Source organism: Cryobacterium sp. BB307 (genome assembly GCF_012274275.1).
Lineage (GTDB): Bacteria > Actinomycetota > Actinomycetes > Actinomycetales > Microbacteriaceae > Terrimesophilobacter.
Genome location: NZ_JAANZA010000002.1, coordinates 491,188 through 509,182 on the forward strand (window position 1 = coordinate 491,188; position 17,995 = coordinate 509,182).

Annotated in this window: 16 protein-coding genes; 10 read left to right on the plus strand and 6 right to left on the minus strand. The window is 67.9% G+C overall.

Annotated elements, in window-relative coordinates:
* Positions 1-25 precede the first annotated feature (25 nt).
* Positions 26-2,629, minus strand: a complete 2,604-nt coding sequence (locus HGK58_RS14080) for a LuxR family transcriptional regulator (protein WP_168627377.1) — start codon at positions 2,627-2,629, stop codon at positions 26-28.
* 128 nt (positions 2,630-2,757) lie between these two features.
* On the opposite strand from HGK58_RS14080, the gene HGK58_RS09705 reads away from it, so the two are divergent.
* Genes HGK58_RS09705 through HGK58_RS09715 form a run of 3 tightly spaced genes read left to right on the plus strand, consistent with a single transcriptional unit; the run spans position 2,758 to position 4,420 of the window.
* On the plus strand, positions 2,758-3,294 hold the full coding sequence (locus HGK58_RS09705) for a hypothetical protein (RefSeq protein WP_168627378.1): 537 nt from the start codon (positions 2,758-2,760) through the stop codon (positions 3,292-3,294).
* A 2-nt stretch (positions 3,295-3,296) separates the two neighbouring features.
* On the plus strand, positions 3,297-3,791 hold the full coding sequence (locus tag HGK58_RS09710; RefSeq protein ID WP_168627379.1) for a hypothetical protein: 495 nt from the start codon (positions 3,297-3,299) through the stop codon (positions 3,789-3,791).
* The gene (locus tag HGK58_RS09715) at positions 3,788-4,420 is read left to right on the plus strand and encodes a hypothetical protein (RefSeq protein WP_168627380.1); all 633 of its coding nucleotides are present in this window, start codon (positions 3,788-3,790) and stop codon (positions 4,418-4,420) included. Before HGK58_RS09710 ends, HGK58_RS09715 begins: the two co-directional genes overlap by 4 nt.
* A gap of 42 nt (positions 4,421-4,462) precedes the next feature.
* On the opposite strand, the gene HGK58_RS09720 is transcribed toward HGK58_RS09715, so the two are convergent.
* The 3 genes from HGK58_RS09720 to zapE are packed head-to-tail and all read right to left on the minus strand — an operon-like array spanning position 4,463 to position 7,287.
* Positions 4,463-5,452 carry an ammonium transporter gene (locus tag HGK58_RS09720; protein WP_168627381.1) on the minus strand — a complete coding sequence of 330 codons (990 nt, stop codon included), beginning with the start codon at positions 5,450-5,452 and terminating at the stop codon, positions 4,463-4,465.
* A gap of 3 nt (positions 5,453-5,455) precedes the next feature.
* Positions 5,456-6,205: a hypothetical protein gene (locus HGK58_RS09725; protein ID WP_168627382.1), complete on the minus strand. Its 750-nt coding sequence runs from the start codon at positions 6,203-6,205 to the stop codon at positions 5,456-5,458.
* Between the two features lie 53 nt (positions 6,206-6,258).
* Positions 6,259-7,287, minus strand: coding sequence for a cell division protein ZapE (gene zapE / locus HGK58_RS09730; protein WP_168627383.1), 1,029 nt, complete (start codon positions 7,285-7,287; stop codon positions 6,259-6,261).
* Positions 7,288-7,436: 149 nt separating this feature from the next.
* On the opposite strand from zapE, the gene HGK58_RS09735 reads away from it, so the two are divergent.
* The 3 genes from HGK58_RS09735 to HGK58_RS09745 are packed head-to-tail and all read left to right on the plus strand — an operon-like array spanning position 7,437 to position 9,490.
* Positions 7,437-8,330, plus strand: a complete 894-nt coding sequence (locus HGK58_RS09735) for a sulfurtransferase (protein WP_168627384.1) — start codon at positions 7,437-7,439, stop codon at positions 8,328-8,330.
* 21 nt (positions 8,331-8,351) lie between these two features.
* Positions 8,352-8,792 (plus strand): SufE family protein, encoded by a 441-nt coding sequence (locus HGK58_RS09740; protein ID WP_168627385.1) that lies wholly within the window; start codon positions 8,352-8,354, stop codon positions 8,790-8,792.
* Positions 8,789-9,490 (plus strand): dihydrofolate reductase family protein, encoded by a 702-nt coding sequence (locus HGK58_RS09745; protein ID WP_168627386.1) that lies wholly within the window; start codon positions 8,789-8,791, stop codon positions 9,488-9,490. Before HGK58_RS09740 ends, HGK58_RS09745 begins: the two co-directional genes overlap by 4 nt.
* On the opposite strand, the gene HGK58_RS09750 is transcribed toward HGK58_RS09745, so the two are convergent.
* The gene (locus HGK58_RS09750; protein ID WP_168627387.1) at positions 9,480-10,682 is read right to left on the minus strand and encodes an alpha/beta fold hydrolase; all 1,203 of its coding nucleotides are present in this window, start codon (positions 10,680-10,682) and stop codon (positions 9,480-9,482) included. The two genes, HGK58_RS09745 and HGK58_RS09750, sit on opposite strands and share 11 nt — an antisense overlap.
* 23 nt (positions 10,683-10,705) lie before the next feature.
* Between HGK58_RS09750 and HGK58_RS09755 the strand changes: the two genes are divergently transcribed.
* The 4 genes from HGK58_RS09755 (at position 10,706) to HGK58_RS09770 (ending at position 15,933) form a co-directional block, all read left to right on the plus strand.
* Positions 10,706-11,299, plus strand: coding sequence for a DUF3000 domain-containing protein (locus HGK58_RS09755; RefSeq protein ID WP_349236193.1), 594 nt, complete (start codon positions 10,706-10,708; stop codon positions 11,297-11,299).
* A 53-nt stretch (positions 11,300-11,352) separates the two neighbouring features.
* Positions 11,353-12,540: an HRDC domain-containing protein gene (locus HGK58_RS09760; protein WP_246865543.1), complete on the plus strand. Its 1,188-nt coding sequence runs from the start codon at positions 11,353-11,355 to the stop codon at positions 12,538-12,540.
* A 70-nt stretch (positions 12,541-12,610) separates the two neighbouring features.
* Positions 12,611-13,807: a thiolase family protein gene (locus HGK58_RS09765; protein WP_168627389.1), complete on the plus strand. Its 1,197-nt coding sequence runs from the start codon at positions 12,611-12,613 to the stop codon at positions 13,805-13,807.
* A gap of 2 nt (positions 13,808-13,809) precedes the next feature.
* Complete coding sequence (locus HGK58_RS09770; protein WP_168627390.1) at positions 13,810-15,933, plus strand: 3-hydroxyacyl-CoA dehydrogenase NAD-binding domain-containing protein; 2,124 nt, start codon at positions 13,810-13,812, stop codon at positions 15,931-15,933.
* Between the two features lie 51 nt (positions 15,934-15,984).
* Here HGK58_RS09770 and dxs read toward each other — a convergent pair whose 3' ends face one another.
* Positions 15,985-17,937: a 1-deoxy-D-xylulose-5-phosphate synthase gene (dxs, locus tag HGK58_RS09775; RefSeq protein WP_168627391.1), complete on the minus strand. Its 1,953-nt coding sequence runs from the start codon at positions 17,935-17,937 to the stop codon at positions 15,985-15,987.
* Positions 17,938-17,995 lie beyond the last annotated feature (58 nt).

The window sequence follows — 17,995 nt, forward strand, 5'->3', positions numbered from 1 at the left end:
CCTGCTTTGCGCTGCGGCCATTCCGTCACTCGTCGGAATCGAGCAACCCCACCTCGGCGAGAGCCTCCCGCAAGCCGTCACGCGATGACACCCCGAGCTTGCGGTAGGCCGACTGCAACTGGGTGTCGACGGTGCGCACAGAGGTTCCCAGTCGCTCGGCGATCTCCCGCGACCGTTCCCGCGCCGATGCTGCACGCGCGACCTCGAGCTCACGCCGGCTGAGCAGCGGCGGCGGCGCACGATGGAACGGCTGCTCGTCGACGACCGACGCGATCCGCACCATCATTAGCTCCAGCTTGCGCCGCAGCTCAGCTGACGGGCGCATCCGCAGGGCGAGTGTGATCGCGTCGAGCACCGTCGGCTCCTGACCGGATGCCTCGACACGGCTCAGCACGCCGGGCAGCACCTCGAGATCCCGATCGCGCAGTGCCACCGCGAGCTCCTGGATGCAGCGGACGATCTCCAGTTCGGTCGGCGAGCGTTCGCTGATCCAGTCCAGCATGGTGGCTGCCCGGTCGAAGTGCCCTAGCCGAATCGGGATGCACGCGGCCAGCGCAGCCAGGAACGCGGAACCGCGATCCCCCTGCCCGGTGATCGCCTGCTCGACGACCTCGACGGCGCCGTCCAGGTCTCCGGAGTGGGCGCGAATCCACGCCTGCGCCTCCGCAACCTGGATGTACGCGTTGCGCGCGGTGCGCTGCGCGGGCGTCATCGCGTCGAGCAGACGCTGCGCCTCCTCGACGCGACCCTGTTTCGCGATCGCATTCGCCTGGTACCCGAGAGCAACGCCGAGCAGCCCGAGTCCGTCCCGCCACCGCAGCTGGTCCACGGCCAGGGTGGTCAGACGTTCCGCGTCGGCGAGCCGCCCGCCGCACTGGCGCAGGTTGCCCAAGAGCATCGTGTAGATGCCAATGCCGTCGTCCGCGTCGATGCGGCGCGCTTCGACGTACTCGGCCGCCTCCTTCACCTTGCCGTCGCAGATGAGTTCCACGAACCGCGCAAACCCCAGGGCCGCCGAGGCAAGCGGGTCGACCTGACCGATCTGGTCCTGGATATGCGACAACTCATCGATCGCGGAGCGCGCCGCAGCAAGGTCGCCGCGGGTGGACCGAGACACCACCAGAAGGATGGCCGACCGGATGGCAAGTTCCGGGTTCACACGGAACGCCAGGCGCCCCAGCAGTGGCATCCCGGCGATCACGTCTAGGGAGGCATCCCACTGCTTGAGCGATTCATCCAGCGCCTCGGACTCGGCGTTGATCCGAGCCCGGATGCGCTCGGCCTGGGCAACAGCGCCGGCCAGGTCGTAGCGGCGATAGGACAGGTGCTCGCCTCGGCGGACCGCAACGAGGGCAAGCTCCTGGGGCGTGTGAGCGAGCGCCTCGGCTTCAGCGAAAGCGGCCTCAGCCGCGGTGTGCTCGCCAAGCAAGGACTGGGTACTCGCGAGGGTGGTAAGAGCCGCGCAACGACTGGCCCGGTCGGCGTCGCGAGCGAGCAGAGCCGTCGCGAAGTCCGCCGCCATGACGAGATCCCCCATCCCGTACGCGTACCCCGCCCCCCACGCAAGCTCACCGATCGGTGGCGGCGTGAGGCCCTGCAGCTCGAGCCGCACGGCGTGAAGTCGGTCACGGTCATCCCCGGTGGCACGAAGCCTGCACACGGCCTCCGCGATGTCCTGCGTTGCGTGATCGTCCTGCGCGAGGCCTTCGGCGATGAGCGGGTGGGTGAGGCGGATCCGGTCTGTACCGAGTTCGGCCGCTACAAATCCGCGCTCCTCAAGCGCTGACACATGTACCGCCTCGTACGCTGTGGCGGCCAGGATCCCGCGGCTGACTGGCTGCAGCAACGCCGCCAGGCGCAGCACGCGCCGCTGCTCGTCGGTGAGGCCTGTCAACCGGGTCGCCATCGCGTTGATCAGATCTGTGGGCGCATCACCCTCGTCAATACGGATCGTGTCGCCCTCTGGCCTGACCTTGCCCCTCAACTGTGCGCTCTCCACGAGCACACGCAGGTACAGCGGGTTGCCCGACGTGCGCCTGGCGAGCCGTTGCACATCCGCGTAGCTCACGCGCGCGTCGAATCGGCGGTCTAGCAATTCGCCGACCTGGCTCGGTGTCAGGCCGGCAAGGTCATGTCGAACCGTGAGACCCTCATCGACCATCCGCTGGATGGGCGCAGGGAACCGCTCGCCGAGACGCGCGGTCGCCACCGTCGGCACACCGAACGCGCGCACAAGCTGATACACCGCGGCCGCGGAGACGTCATCAAGCCGCGGGATGTCGTCGACGACAAGCAGGAAGCGCTCCGCCGCGCCCCCGATCGCCGACATCAGCGCGGGCACCGCGCGCTCCGGCTCAGCAGGGATACCGAATTGGGCAAGCAGCGGCCCGAACGCGCCAAGCGGGACCCCGGCGAGCTCGGCCAGCCCGATCACCTGTCCCACGGTTCGGTCATCAACGGCACGCGTGACCTCGGATGCGAGTACGGTCTTGCCGACACCGGCGGCTCCGACGATCAGTTGCACCCGGCTCGGCAGACGACCCAGGCCATCCGAGATCTCCGCAGCCGCGGTCGGACGCGGCACAAACGGCCATTCCGGCCGGGCGGTAGGGCTCCAGAGACCTGACACGGCTCTGATCGTAGTGGTCGGCGCGCGTACGTAATTCCTACTGATTGCGTGCGCGAGTCGCTCTGCCAGCCTGTCAAAGGCCGGCGCGCGGCGTCGGCGACCTAACGTCCTGCCAAGAAAGAGGCCTCATGCACGCTCGCACCTCCATCGGGTTGACCTCGGTCACCGCTCTCGTGACCCTCCTCACCCTTGTCGCCTGTTCGTCCCCGGCGATCGACCCGGTCGAAGACATCGCCGAGAACATCGTGGAGACCGAGCCGGATGTCGAGGTCGAAGCCCCAGAGCCCGGAGGCGATCCCGCGACCAAGGGTTTGAGCCCAGAGGCCATCGACGGCGGGTACACGATCGTGAAGATGCCGAGTGGATGGCCCGGCGAACTCCCGCTGCCGGATGGGCATCCGGTCACCGCGATGCGCAGCGGATCCAGCTTCTACCTCGTCTACGACCTGTCATCGGTCAAGGCCGGCGAGGAGGTCATTGCGTGGTACGAGAGCAAGAGCGACTGGACCCTCGAGGAGGACTGGGAGAACGACGGCGTCCGCGTGACGACCTTCGACAGTGTCGAGACCAATGACTACGGGCCGCTGCGCCGGGTGATACTGGGCCTCGGCATGACCGACTGGCCGACCGGATTCCAGTACAACCTCGAAGTTCGGGAGGACTGACCATGAGCATCCGATCGAAGCTTGCTGCTTCCAGCGCCGCAGTGCTGCTCCTGGCCGGACTCGTCGGCTGCACGGCACAACCACCTTCCGGCGATCCGGAAGACGGCCCCGACACGGTCCAGCCAGCGAACGTGGACAGCCCCGGTACAGACAGCGACACCGGCACCTTCATGATCAGTCCCGGGTGGCCGTGGCCGGCCGCGCTGCCGCGCCCAGCGCACACCATCACCTCGGAGTACACCGGCGAGAACATCCTCGGCGAGGGCGGCATCTACACCATCGAGTTCACCGTCCCGAACCTGGCTGCCGCGCAGGAGTATGCCGACGCGCTGGCAGCGGCCGGGATCAGCTGGATGATGGACAGCACGTTCCCGGATCCAGAGCCGGGTGATCCCGAGGTTTCGCTCGTCGCGATGGCTGGGGCGTCCATGGCGACGCTTACGGTGGACACCGACTCGCTCCACACCGAGTTCAGCTTCATCGGAGCTCTGGAATGAGGCTGCGCCGGCATTCGTCGGCCCTGGCTGTCGTTGCTGCCACGGTGCTCTTGCTCGTCGGCTGCGCGACTCCGGGACCGGGCGGAACGGAGCCCGTTGGCCCGGGCGACAACCCGGGTGCGGCTGCACCCGATGACAACGAGGCCGCGGCGGAACGTGCCGCGATGGAGTGTGTGACCGGCGCCTGGGTGGCCGAGACGCCGGCGCTCCAGGAGTTCTTCGACCAGGCGGTGGCCAGAGCCGGAGCCAGTGACTTCCAGATCATCGCCGAGGGAAGCATCGTCTACGAGTTCATTGAGCACGGCTTTGGGCTGATCGTCATCCCAACCGCGTTCGCCATGCGGATGCCGACAGAGGTCGGTGATGTGGTCGGAACGATGACGGGGCAGGCGTCCGGAATGTGGACCGTGAAGGGTCAGTACATCCACGCCGCCGGCGAGGACTGGCAGATGGCCCTCGAGATGCGCTGGACCTTCAACGGCCAGGCGATCGAAGCGGACACCGGTGCCCAGTCGATGACCAATGGCTTCACCGACATCGACCGCTTCGAGTGCGACGGAGACGTGCTCGTGCTCCAGTCCCATGACGGACCGCCGCTCACGCTGGAGCGGATGACGCAACTCCCCTAGTCGCAGGGCCGGGCGCCGCCACCCGAAGGCACCCCGGCCCTGTCAGCGGCCGCGCTGCAGCAGCGACGCGACCGTGGCGATGAGCATCGAGAGGACGAGCGCGAACACCGTCGCAAGCGCCGTCACCGAGAACTGGCTGGCCAACTGGGTGGGCTGGCCCGAATACACGAACCCAGGACCGAGCGCGAAAACTCCGAGAAACAGGAGGCCCCAAAGCCCGCCGATCAGCAGCGGAGCACCCAACCCGGCAGCGGCCGGCCACGGCTTGAAGAAAGCGCCGCAGACCGTCCCGACCACGAGGCCGAGGATCACTGCGCTGACCGGTTCGAGGTACGCGCTGGTTCCGAGCGCGCCCGCCACCCCGGCGAGGACCCCTGCGGCGAAGCCCTCCCCCGAATTCCGCGCCGATTTCAGCCGCTCGACCACCACGACCGCCACGGCCGACGCAGCGGGAGTGAGCACACTGTTCAGTGCGATCACCGGGGTGAGCTCATCCACCCGCAGCTCGAAGCCGATGCCCGCGACAATGCTCGAGGCCCACAGCAGAGCAACTCCGATCACCGCCCGCGGATGCCACACCGCGGGAGCTCCGCGGTCCTTGAACGCGAGCACGAGCAGGAACACGCCGCCGCCGATGGCCACCGGCAGCGCGCCCGCGAAGTCCAGGGCACCTGCGGTGCGGTACAGCCACATGCCGCCGCCACCGAACACAACGAGCGCGAGCGGCAGGAAGACCAGCACCGAGAACGCAACCGCAACCCCGGCGGCCGCCGACGGGCCGAACCTCTCGCACGCGGCCATCGCGACGCCCATCCCGACCACGAAACCTCCGGCGGGAACCAGCACGGCGAAGCCGAACGGCTGCCATCCGGCCAGCGCCGCCGCGATGCCTGCCAGACACCACAGCGCAAACAGCGTCACGGCAGCCGGCCACAGCATCCGCCAGTGCCCGCCGCCGTACAGCAGCACGCCGGGCGTCGCGATGAGGATGCCGACGACCCCCGCCACGAGCAGCAAGCTGTCAGCGAACATGTGTCATCTGTACCACAGGACCAGTGAGCCGCCCGGTCCGCTCCGAGCGCCCAGCCGATCGAGCGCCGCCCACAGCGCCACCAGCACGCCTGCGACCTCCAATGACTCCTCCACCAGCACCGCGATGTCGCCGATAATCAACAGTCCGTCCCTGTTGTGTCCGACGTCGGCTGTCGTCAGCAATCCGCCGAGTGCCTCGATCCCGATCGCGCCGGCAAGGTACAGCGCACCGCCAAGAATTAGCCGGCGCCGCAGCACCCGATCCAGCGACCGAGCCACCCAGGTCAGCCACACCCCCACGGCCACCGCGACGGGCGCGGCGATGACAAGCCAGAGGTAAGCGAACGAGACGTCGATACCCAGCGTCGCCGGCAGGTTCCTGAGCCGGTCCTGAAGCGCGGCACCCTCTCCCGCCGACAGCACAATCGCTGCTCCGGCCATGACCGCGAACGGCAGCCGTTCGCGCGTGCGCCAGTTGACGAGCATGGCTATGCCGAACACGACGGCGAGCAGGGCAAGCAGGAACGCGGAGTACCACGCGAACAGGTTCGACTCGCCATTCGGATGAAACGCATCCACCAGCGCGCCGAGGATCGGAAGCGACTGCCGGGCGCCCGTCAGACCGAGGTACACGTCGAGAGCGATCCCGATGACGCACATCGCGCCGCCGACCACGGCCAGCACCGTCACCAGCGCGCCGAACCGGAACTCCGGCCCCTGAAGGGACTGGGGCGTGGGTGTCGCCTGCGGCATCCCCACATGCTGGCACGGCGACACGATGTCGGCCTACCGAATCCGGCAATGGATTACTCGGGCGCCCCGGAGGTGAGCGAGATGAGACGCGAGATGGCGCGCAGATACTTCTTCCGGTACCCGCCGCCCAGCATGTCCTCGGCGAACACCGCATCGAGCGGCACGCCGGAGGCGACAACGCGCACCTGCGCGTCGTACAGCCGGTCGACGAACGCGACGAAACGCAGCGCATCCGTCTGGTGGTCGAGCACGGTAACGTTCCGCAGCCCGATCGCCTGCAGGCCGTCGACGAGCTTCGCGTAGCGCGACGGGTGCACACCCCCCAAGTAGGAGATGACCGTCGCGAAGTCGTCCACTGTCGCGTTGCCGTCCAGGTCTGCGATCGCCTGCTCGAGCGCCGCGTCGTCGGCGACGCTGACCGCGTGCCCCTCGACATCGCGTCGGCGGTAATCGAGCCCGTCAATGCGGATGGTCGTGAACTGACCAGCGAGCGCGTCGATCTCCCGCAGGAAGTCCTGGGCGGCGAAGCGTCCCTCCCCCAGCGCGTTCGGTGGCGTGTTCGACGTCGCCGCGATTCGGGTTCCGGATGCGGTGAGCTCGCCGAGCAGGCGAGACATCATTCGGGTGTCGCCCGGGTCGTCCAGTTCGAACTCGTCGATGGCGAGGAACGATGAGCCACGCAGCATCTTCACCGTCTGCGCGTAGCCGAGGGAGCCGACCAGCGCGGTGTACTCGATGAAGGTGCCGAAGTACTTGCGGCCGGGCGCGAGGTGCCACAGCGAGGCAAGCAAGTGGGTCTTGCCGACGCCGAAGCCGCCGTCGAGGTAGATCCCGGGAAGCGTCTTCGGCGCCTTGCGTCTGGAGAACAGGCCGCCGCGGGCGGGCTGCCACGCCGCCACGAACTCGCGAATCGCGTCCACTGCCTCCGCTTGCGACGGGTAGTCAGGGTCCGGCTGGTAGTTGTCGATCGATGCGCCCCGGAACTGGCGCGGCGGCACCAGGTGATCGACGATTTCGGTGCCGGTGAGGGATGGGCGACGGTCAGTGAGACTGCCCGCCACCCGCACATGTTCAGCGGGCACGCGACTCTTTCCTTCGTGTAATGCTTGGACTCATCCGCCGCCACGTGGCAAGAAAGTGCGTAGATTCGTTGTGGGCGGCGCGAGATTCAAGCCTAACGCGCCGTGAACGCACCATTCGCCCGCAGGACGGGCGCTGACTGGAGGTAATAATGACCGTCGAGGTCGATTCATCCGAACGGTTCGCCGGCTACGCCAACCCGAACCGGCTTGTCACCACCGAGTGGTTGCAGGCGCACCTCGACAAGCCGGATCTCGTCGTCATCGAATCGAATGAGGATGTGCTGCTCTACGAGACCGGTCACATCCCCGGCGCCGTGAAGATCGACTGGCACACCGACTTGAACGACCCGGTGCTGCGTGACTTCGTCGACGGCGATGCCTTTGCGAAGCTGATGAGCTCGAAGGGGATCGCGCGCGACTTCACCGTCGTCATCTACGGCGACAAGAACAACTGGTGGGCCGCGTACGCGCTGTGGGTATTCACCCTGTTCGGTCACGAGGATGTCCGCCTGCTCGATGGCGGCCGGAACAAGTGGATCGCCGAGGGCCGGGAACTGACCACCGAGGTGCCCCAGCGCACCCCGGTCGAGTACCCGATCATCCCCCGCAACGACCACGCGATCCGCGCGTTCAAGGACGACGTGCTCGACCACCTGGGCAAGCCGCTGATCGACGTCCGCTCCCCAGAGGAGTACAGCGGTGAGCGCACCACCGCACCGGCGTATCCGGAGGAGGGCGCGCTGCGCGCCGGCCACATCCCGACCGCGCGCAACGTCCCGTGGGGCCGCGCCGCAGCCGAGGACGGCACGTTCAAGCCCATCGACGAGCTGAAGGCGATCTACGTCGACGAGGCCGGGATCGGCGCCGCCGACGACGTCATCGCCTACTGCCGGATCGGTGAGCGCTCTGCGCACACCTGGTTTGTGCTGCACCACCTGGTGGGCATCCCGAAGGTGCGCAACTACGACGGCTCGTGGACCGAGTGGGGCAGCACCGTGAAAGTGCCGATCGTGCAGGGAGAAGCGCCCGGCGAGCTTCCCTGACCGCGGTGGGATAATCGTCGGATGACTGAAACGGCGGTACCCCCCGCGCTCGCCGAGATTCGTGACGAGTTCCTCGAACTCGAGCAGCAGGATCGACTCATGCTGCTGCTCGAGTTCGCGAACGAGCTCCCGGAGCTTCCGGAGCGATTCCAGGACCACCCCGACCTGCTCGAGCGTGTCACCGAGTGCCAGTCCCCCGTCTACCTCTTTGTCGAGGTTGACGACGAGCGTGTCGTGCACATGCACGCGACGGCCCCCAGGGAAGCGCCCACCACGCGCGGATTCGCGTCGATTCTGGTGCAGGGACTGTCCGGGCTCACCGCCGACGAGGTGCTCGCCACGCCGGACGACTACCCGCAGACCATCGGCCTGAACGAGGCAGTGAGCCCGCTTCGCATCCGGGGCATGAGCGGCATGCTGGGCAGGACGAAGCGGCAGGTGCGCGCGAAAGCTGCCGCGTGAATCTCACGCGGCTCATTCCGCAGCCGCCGCTCACGATAGACACCACCGCCGACGACGCGGCAGCGCGCCTCGAAGAGCTGTACGCAAGCGAGGCCACCTGGTTGCGCATCAACATGATCGCAAGCCTCAACGGGTCAGCGGTCGGCGTCGACGGCACCTCCAACAGCCTGACCAGCCGCGTCGACCGGCGCATCCTCGGGGCGATCCGACGGCAGAGCGACATCGTGCTCGTCGGCGCCACCAGCATCCGGAACGAGGGTTACCTGATGCCGCGCACAGCCGCGCTCGCCATCGTCACGGCCAGCGGTGACCTCGAGGGCAACAAAATCCCGGCGGACCTCGCACCGGGTCGGCTGATCGTCGTGTGCCCGTCGCACGCCGCCGCGCGCGTGCGGAACCACCTGCCCGACACGGTTGACATCGTCGAGACCGGCGACGAGCGCCCGGATGCCGCCGGCATCGTCTCCGCGCTTCGCGACCGCGGTCACCGCCGCATCGTCTGCGAGGGCGGCCCGAATCTGGCGGCCCAGCTGCTGGATTCCGGACTGGTGGACGAACTGTGCCTGTCGACCAGTCCGCTGTCCGTGCCGTCGGTGCTGCCTGTGTTGCCGGGTCAACTGCCGCAGCGGCTCGAGCTGACCCAGCTGCTGGCCGATGACGACGGCGCGCTTTACGCCCGCTGGCGGGTCACGCGTTGAGCTCTGGCCGGCCGAGCCAAATCCGGATGGTGCCCACGAACCGCTCCTCGTCGTAGTTCCACAACTTCGTGTGCCGTGCGACGGTGAAGGCCTCCAGTTGCACGATGTCCGGCCGGGCTTTCGCCAGTGCGCGCGAGCCGGTCGAGGGCACGAAGCCGTCGTCGTCGCTGTGCAGGATGAGTATGGGCAGGTCAAGCTCGTCGGCACGGCGCACGAAGTTCAGGCGTGCAAGGTCGATCGGGTCGCGTTGGCCGGTGAGGATGCGCCCCCAGGGTGCGCCGATGGCGCGGAATACCGACCGACTCACCGGAACGGGCAGCCCCGCCTCCCCCGCGATCGCCTCGAGCGTGATCACCCAGTCGATCACCGGCGACTCGAGCACGACGCCGCGCACGAGCGGCGCGAGTTGGGACCGGGTGACCGCCTGAAGCACCGTCGCCCCGCCCATCGACCAGCCCATGAGCACGATGTGCCTCGCCCCGCGCTCCTGTGCGTACTGCATCGCGGATTCGACATCCCGCCATTCGGTGTCGCCGAGGGAGTATCGACCATCGGCACTCGATGGGGCGTCGCCGTCGTTGCGGTACGAGATGAGGAGGCTGTGGTAGCCGGCGTCGCGGAAGACCGGCACGGCGCGCAGTCCCTCCGGCCGGCGCACCGCCCGGCCGTGCACCTGGATCACCCAGCGGTCGGTGTCCTCGATGCGCCGGTCATCGTGCGCCGCGATGAGCCACGCCGGTGCTGGACCGAGCTCGGTGTCGATGTCGACGTCCTCGTAACCGACGCCGAGGTCATCCGGGGTCAGGTACCACCATCCGGCGATCCGGCCGCTGCGGGCGAGCCGCAGTTCTCCGTGGCTCACGTCGTCGAGTCGCCTGGTAACCGTCTCGTCGGTCTCGCTGAGAATGTCGCCGATGCGCGCGTGACCTCTGTCGTTCGAGAACCACAGGCTGTACCGGCCGCTGATCACGGTGTCAGCGGAGCGCCGCAGCTCGATCGTGCCTTCCGTCTCGTCGACGCCGACGATCACGACGTCCTGTTGACGCTTGCGTGGCGGAACAATGATGGTGCGCGCGACAGCCGCGGTCAGCCAGGCGGTCGCGAGCAGGCCGAAGGCTGCAAGTCCCCCGACGGCGACAAGCCCGAGACGCAAGTACGGCCTGGGGTCGGCGTGCCTGCGGGAAACTGCCACCCTGAAACTTTAGTCTGCTGAACGTGTCCGACACCGTGACCGGTTCGCCGGTGCCAGCGCCCTTCGGCGCGGCGATCGACTCGATTCACGCAGCAACGCTGCGCAGTGAACTCGTGGTCACAGAGCTGCCCGCGCCGGGTTCGCTCGCACCGCACTCCATCGCCTTCGCGGCTGACGTCACCCCCGCGCGGCACAGCGACGACTCCGACCTCGCAACGGGCCGCTTCGTGCTGCTCTACGACCCCAGCTCTCCGGATGCCTGGGGCGGGCCGTTCCGCGTCGTGTGCTTCGCGCAGGCACCGCTCGAGACCGACATCGGCGTCGATCCGTTCCTCGCCGCAGTGGCCTGGTCGTGGCTGATCGACGCGCTCGACACTCGCGGTGCGCGCTACCACTCCCCATCAGGCACGGCCACCAAGATCCTCTCCACCGGGTTCGGCGAGCTGGAGGTCCAGGGCGACGGTGCGCAGATCGAGCTGCGCGCGTCCTGGAGCCCCGACGACAGCGCGCTCGGCCCGCACGTTGAGGCATGGGGCGACCTGGTCTGCATGCTCGCCGGGCTGCCTCCCGTTCCAGAGGGCGTCAGCGTTCTCCCGACTCGGCGCAAGGGCGCGTGACGGGCGAAGACGCGGGTGGCGGGACCCGTGAGGACAAGGGTGGGCACGAGCCGCTGCGCGTGATCGACAACCGTGACGACTACCTCGACGCTGTGCGCCAGGTCGCCGCGGGCACCGGCCCGGTCGCGATCGACGCCGAGCGGGCATCCGGCTACCGCTACTCCCAACGCGCCTACCTCATCCAGCTCTACCGCGACGGGGCAGGAACGTTCCTGTTCGATCCTCCGGCCATTGGCGACTTCAGCGAACTGGCCGATGTCATCCGTGACGAGGAATGGGTGCTGCACGCCGCGAGCCAGGACCTCGCCTGCCTGCGCGAAGTCGGCCTCGAACCGAACCGCATTTTCGACACCGAGCTGGGGGCGCGGCTCGCGGGCCTTCCACGCGTCGGCCTTGGCGCAGTGGTCGAGGAACTCCTCGGCATCAAGCTCGCCAAGGAGCACTCGGCGGCGGACTGGTCGACCAGGCCGCTGCCCGAGTCCTGGCTTGTCTATGCGGCGCTCGACGTGCAGCTGCTCGTGCGGCTGCGGGCCGAAGTCGCCGCGCTGCTCGTCGAGGCGGGCAAGAAGGAGCTGGCGGAGCAGGAATTCGATGCGGTCCGCACCAAGGAGCCCAAGCCGGTGGTCTCCGAACCGTGGCGGAGACTCTCCGGCATGCACGCCCTGCGCACGCCCCGCTCGCTCGCGGTCGCCCGCGCGCTGTGGCAGGCACGCGACGAGTACGCGCAGGAGATCGACACCGCGAGCGGCCGGCTGCTTCCGGATGCGTCGATCGTCGCCGCAGCCAAGGCATTGCCGCGAACGCGTGGCGAGCTCATGAAGATCAAGGAGTTCACCGGGCGTGCCAGCCGCACCCAACTCCCCCGCTGGCTTGCCGCTATCGAGGAGGGCATGGCGGCCGAAGACCTGCCGCCGCTGCGAGTGCCAGGCGACTCCATCCCGCCCGCACGGTCCTGGTCCGATCGCAACCCGGAAGCCGACCGCCGCCTGCGCGCCGCGAAGGCGCAGATCACCTCGCTGTCCGATCGGGTCGCCATCCCGGTCGAGAACGTGCTCACCCCTGAGCTCCTGCGCCGCGTAGCGTGGGCGCCGCCGCAGCCGATCACCACCGAGAGCGTCGGCGAGGCCCTCGCGGGCGGCGGTGCGCGCCCCTGGCAGATTGACGCAACCGCACAGTTGATCGCGGATGCCTTTGTGGAAGTCGACCAAAGCGCCGACACCGCCCAATCCGACGATTCGTAGAAAGAATCAAAGGATTCTTAGGGCAAATCGCCCGACTCTAGGATCAGTGGGACTTGTCTGAGGAGGCACAGTGGTCGAGAGAACAGAAGTCGTCTTCGTCGATGGCGTTCGCACCCCGTTCGGGCGCGCCGGCGAGAAGGGCATGTACTGGAACACCCGCGCCGACGACCTTGCGGTCAAGGCGATGATCGGTCTGCTGGAGCGGAACCCAGAGGTTCCCAAGGACCGTATCGACGACGTCGCGATCGCCGCGACGACGCAGCAGGGTGACCAGGGCCTGACGCTCGGCCGCACCACAGCGATGCTCGCAGGACTGCCCAAGTCGGTGCCCGGTTACGCCATCGACCGGATGTGCGCCGGTGCGATGACCTCCGTCACGACGACGGCAGGCGCGATCGCGTTCGGCGCTTACGAGCTGGCGATCGCCGGCGGTGTCGAGCACATGGGTCGTCACCCGATGGGGTTCAACGCCGACCCGAACCCGCGCTTCCTCGCCGAGAAGCTGGTGAGCCCCGACGCGCTGAACATGGGGATGACGGCCGAGCGCATCCATGACCGTTTCCCGCACCTCACCAAGGAGCGCGCGGACCGTTACGCGATGCGCAGCCAGCACAAGCTCGCCGCTGCGTACGAGGCCGACAAGATCCAGCCCGACCTGATCCCGGTCGCCATCCGCAGCGATGAGGGCTGGGGACTCGCCACGCGCGACGAGGCGCCGCGCCCGGAAACCACCATGGAGGGACTGGCCGGCCTGAAGACGCCGTTCCGTCCGCACGGCCGGGTGACCGCGGGAAACTCCTCCGGCCTCAACGACGGCGCCACCGTGAGCCTGATGGCATCCGCCGCCGCGGCGAAGGAATTCGGGTTGAAGCCGAAGATGCGCATGGTGAGCTTCGCGTTCGCCGGGGTCGAGCCGGAGATCATGGGCATCGGACCGGTCCCGTCGACCGAGAAGGCGCTGCGCAAGGCGGGCCTGTCGATCGACGACATCGGACTGTTCGAGCTGAACGAGGCGTTCGCGGTGCAGGTGCTGTCGTTCCTCGACCACTTCGGTATCGACGACGACGACCCACGCGTCAACCCGTGGGGCGGCGCGATCGCGATCGGGCACCCGCTCGCGTCATCCGGTGTCCGCCTGATGATCCAGCTCGCCCGGCAGTTCGAGGAGCACCCGGAGGTGCGCTACGGCGTGACCGCGATGTGCGTTGGCCTCGGCCAGGGCGGCACCGTGATCTGGGAAAACCCGAACTTCAAGGGAGGCAAGTGACCATGGCGGAATTCACGCAGCTCGCTGAGCTTCTCAAGGACGACGAGGTAGTCACGCACTCCTACGTGCGGGACGTGCCGCTGAGCGGCGGCAAGACTCTCGCGCTCGTAACCCTCGACAACGGGCGCGACCACACGCGGCCGAACACCATGGGCCCGACGACGCTGCTCGAGCTGCAGCGCACCTTGCAGTCGCTCAAGGACCGCGCGTCGCACGGCGAGATCCACGCGGTCGCGGTCACCGGCAAGCCGTACATTCTCGCGGCCGGCGCCGACCTCAGCCACGTCGACGCAATCCCGAGCACCGAGGTCGCGAAGCAACTCGGGCAGCAGGGTCACGCGACGCTGGGGCTGCTCGGCGACCTGGGCGTGCCGTCGTTCGTGTTCATCAACGGCCTCGCGCTCGGCGGCGGCGTGGAGATCGCGCTCAACGCCGACTACCGCACCATCGACAGCTCCGTTCCGGCCCTCGCACTGCCGGAGGTCTTCCTCGGAATCATCCCCGGCTGGGGCGGCGCGTGGCTGCTGCCGAACCTGATCGGGATCGAGAACGCGCTCAAGGTCATCGTCGAGAACCCGCTCAAGAACAACCGGATGCTGAAGGCGAAGGATGCCCTCGAGCTCGGCATCGCGGATGTCATGTTCGAGCCGGCGAACTTCCTCGAGGACTCCATCAAGTGGGTCGACCGGGTGGTCTCTGGCACGACGAAGGTCAAGCGCCCGAACCAGCCGGGCAAGATCGAGCGCGCGGTCAAGTGGGATGCTGCCATCGGCATCGCCCGCAAGATGCTGCAGAGCCGCATCGGCACCGTGCCGAAGTCTCCGTACGCCGCCCTCGACCTGCTTGCGGCAGCCAAGAACACCGACAAGGCGACCGGCTTCGCCGCCGAGGACGAGGTGCTGGCCGGACTCATCACCGGTGACCAGTTCCGCGCGAGCATCTACGCGTTCAACCTCGTGCAGAAGCGCGCGAAGCGGCCGGCCGGCGCGCCGGACAAGGCGCTCGCCCGCCCGGTCACCAAGGTCGGAGTCATCGGGGCCGGGCTCATGGCCAGCCAGTTCGCGCTGCTGTTCGTGCGCCGCCTTCAGGTTCCGGTCGTGATCACCGACCTCGACCAGGCACGCGTCGACAAGGGGCTGGACTACATCCGCGGTGAGATCGACACTCTCCGCGACAAGGGCCGCATCTCCCCCGACGAGTCCAACCGGCTGAAGGCACTTGTCAGCGGGACGACGGACAAGTCCGAGTTCGCCGACTGCGACTGGGTCATCGAGGCGGTATTCGAGGAGCTGGGCGTCAAGCAGGACGTGTTCGCCGATGTCGAGCAGTACGTCTCCGAGACGGCAGTGCTCGCCACCAATACGTCGTCGCTGTCGGTCGACGCGATCGGCGCCAAGCTGAAGCATCCGGAGCGCCTCGTCGGCTTCCACTTCTTCAACCCGGTCGCGGTGATGCCGCTCATCGAGGTCGTGAAGGCGCCGAAGACCGACGATGAGACACTCAGCACCGCGATGGTCACCGCCGCGGCGCTGAAGAAGACCGCGGTCATCACCAAGAACACGCCGGGGTTCGTCGTCAACCGCATCCTCGCCAAGCTGCTCGGTGAGGCGATGCACGCTGTCGACACCGGTACGCCGTTCGACACGGTTGTGGAGGCGGTCAAGCCCCTGGGCCTGCCGATGGATCCGTTCGAGCTGCTCGAGCTCGTCGGGCTGACTGTCGGCGCGCACGTGCTCGACACCCACCACGCGGCGTTCCCCGACCGTTTCTTCGAGAGCGAGAACCTGCGCAAGCTGGCCGAGCACGGGAAGATCCTGGATCGGGACGGCAAGGGCAAGGTCAAGGGGTACGACAAGACCGCGCTCTCGATCGTCGCCGGCGGCACGACGCCGATGTCGGCGGACGAGCTGCGCATCCGGATCGAGGACGGCCTCGCCGACGAGATCCACCGCATGCTCGAGGACGGTGTCGTGGCCGCGGCCGAAGACATCGACCTGTGCATGATCATGGGTGCCGGCTGGCCGTTCCAGATGGGTGGGGTCACCCCATACCTCGACCGGGTCGGCGCCTCCGAGCGGGTCTTCGGCGGGACGTTCCACACTCCGCCGATCAGGGGCGTCGCGTAGAGCTTGAAAGCAAGAACGGGAAGCAGTCGTCAGACTGCTTCCCGTTTTGTCTCACGGCCGGTCGAGCTTCTCTTCCGCCTCGATCTGCGCGCCCTGCTCCTCCGGAAGCGGCCGCGCGACCGGGATCTTCGTGCCGAGCACCTGCGCGACGACATTGCGCGCGATGCTCTGCGCGGTGAGGCCGGCCGCGGTCAGGATCTCGTCGCGGGAACCGTGGTCGAGGAACTCGTCCGGCAGCCCCAGCTCGTCCAGCCCGGTATCAACTCCCGCAGCGCGCAGATCCTGGCGGATGCGCGTGCCGATGCCGCCGACTCGGACGCCGTCCTCAATGGTGATCACCAGGCGATGCTCGTCGGCGAACCGGATGATGCTCGGCTGGGTCGGGACGACCCAGCGCGGATCGATCACTGTCGCACCGATGCCCTGCGCCGCGAGCCGCTCTGCGACCTCGAGGCCGAGGGTCGCCATCGAACCGACCGTGACGATCAGCACATCCCGGTGCGGGGCCTCGCGGAGCACGTCGACGCCGTCCTCGGTGCGGCGGACCGCCTTCAGCTCGTCCCCGACCGAACCCTTCGGGAATCGGATCACCGTCGGCGCGTCATCGATCGCGACGGCCTCGGCGAGTTCCTCGCGGAGCCTGGCCGCGTCCCGCGGGGCAGCGATACGGATGTGGGGCACGATCTGCAGCGCCGCAAGGTCCCACATGCCGTGGTGGCTCGGACCATCCGGCCCGGTCACACCCGCTCGGTCGAGCACGAAGGTGACGCCGGCCTTGTGCAACCCGACATCCATGAGGAGCTGGTCGAACGCGCGGTTCATGAACGTGGCGTACAGCGCCACAACGGGGTGCAGGCCGCCGAAGGCGAGACCGGCAGCTGAGGTGACCGCGTGCTGTTCGGCGATTCCGACGTCGAAGACGCGGTCCGGATGCCGCGCCGCGAGCACGTGCAACCCTGTCGGCCGCAGCATGGCTGCGGTGATCCCGACCACCCGGTCGTTCTTGTCCGCCAGGCGGACGAGCTCGTCGGCGAACACCGAGGTCCACGACGGCCGGTCGGGAACGTCGAGCGCCTCCCCGGTATCGGGATCGATCTGGCCAACCGCATGGAACTGGTCGGCCGCGTCGTGCCGTGCGGGCTCATACCCGCGGCCCTTCTCGGTGATCGTGTGCACGATCACCGGGGCTGCGTAGCTCTTCGCCTGACGCAGCGCACGCTCGACGGCCTCGAGATCGTGACCGTCGATGGGGCCGATGTACTTGATCTCCAGGTTGGAGTACGGTCCCTCATTCTTGATGAACCGGGTCCCGAAGCCATGCACGGCACCGCGGACGCCTCGATAGAAGGCGCGCCCAGGCGACCCGAACTTGTCGAAGAGCCTGCGGCTCGAGTGGTGCAGGCCGCGGTAGGCGCGCTTGGTGCGGACACCGTCGAGGAAGCGCGCGATGCCGCCGATGGTGGGAGCGTAGGAGCGCCCGTTGTCGTTGACGATCATCACCAGGTTGCGCGTGTTGTCGTCGCTGATGTTGTTCAGCGCTTCCCAGGTCATGCCGCCGGTCAGCGCACCGTCTCCGACGACGGCGACAACGTGGCGGTTGGTCTGGCCGGTCATCTCGAACGCCCGGGAGATCCCGTCGGCCCAGCTCAACGAACTGGACGCGTGCGAGCTCTCGACGACGTCGTGCACGGACTCGCTGCGCTGCGGATACCCGGCGATGCCGCCGCGCTGACGAAGCCCGGAGAAGTCCTTCCGTCCGGTGAGGAGCTTGTGCACGTACGACTGGTGCCCGGTGTCGAACACGATCGGGTCACGCGGTGAGTCGAAGACCCGGTGGATGGCAATGGTCAACTCGACGACGCCGAGGTTCGGCCCGAGGTGTCCGCCGGTGCGAGCCACGTTAGCGATAAGGAATTCGCGGATCTCCCCGGCTAGCTTCTCGAGTTGCGGCTTGGTCAGCGAATCCAAGTCCCGAGGTTCATGGATGGACTCGAGAATGCTCATGCTCCAACCCTATTTCACTTGCCGCCACCGACTCCTGAGTACAGGCCACTAAGACGTC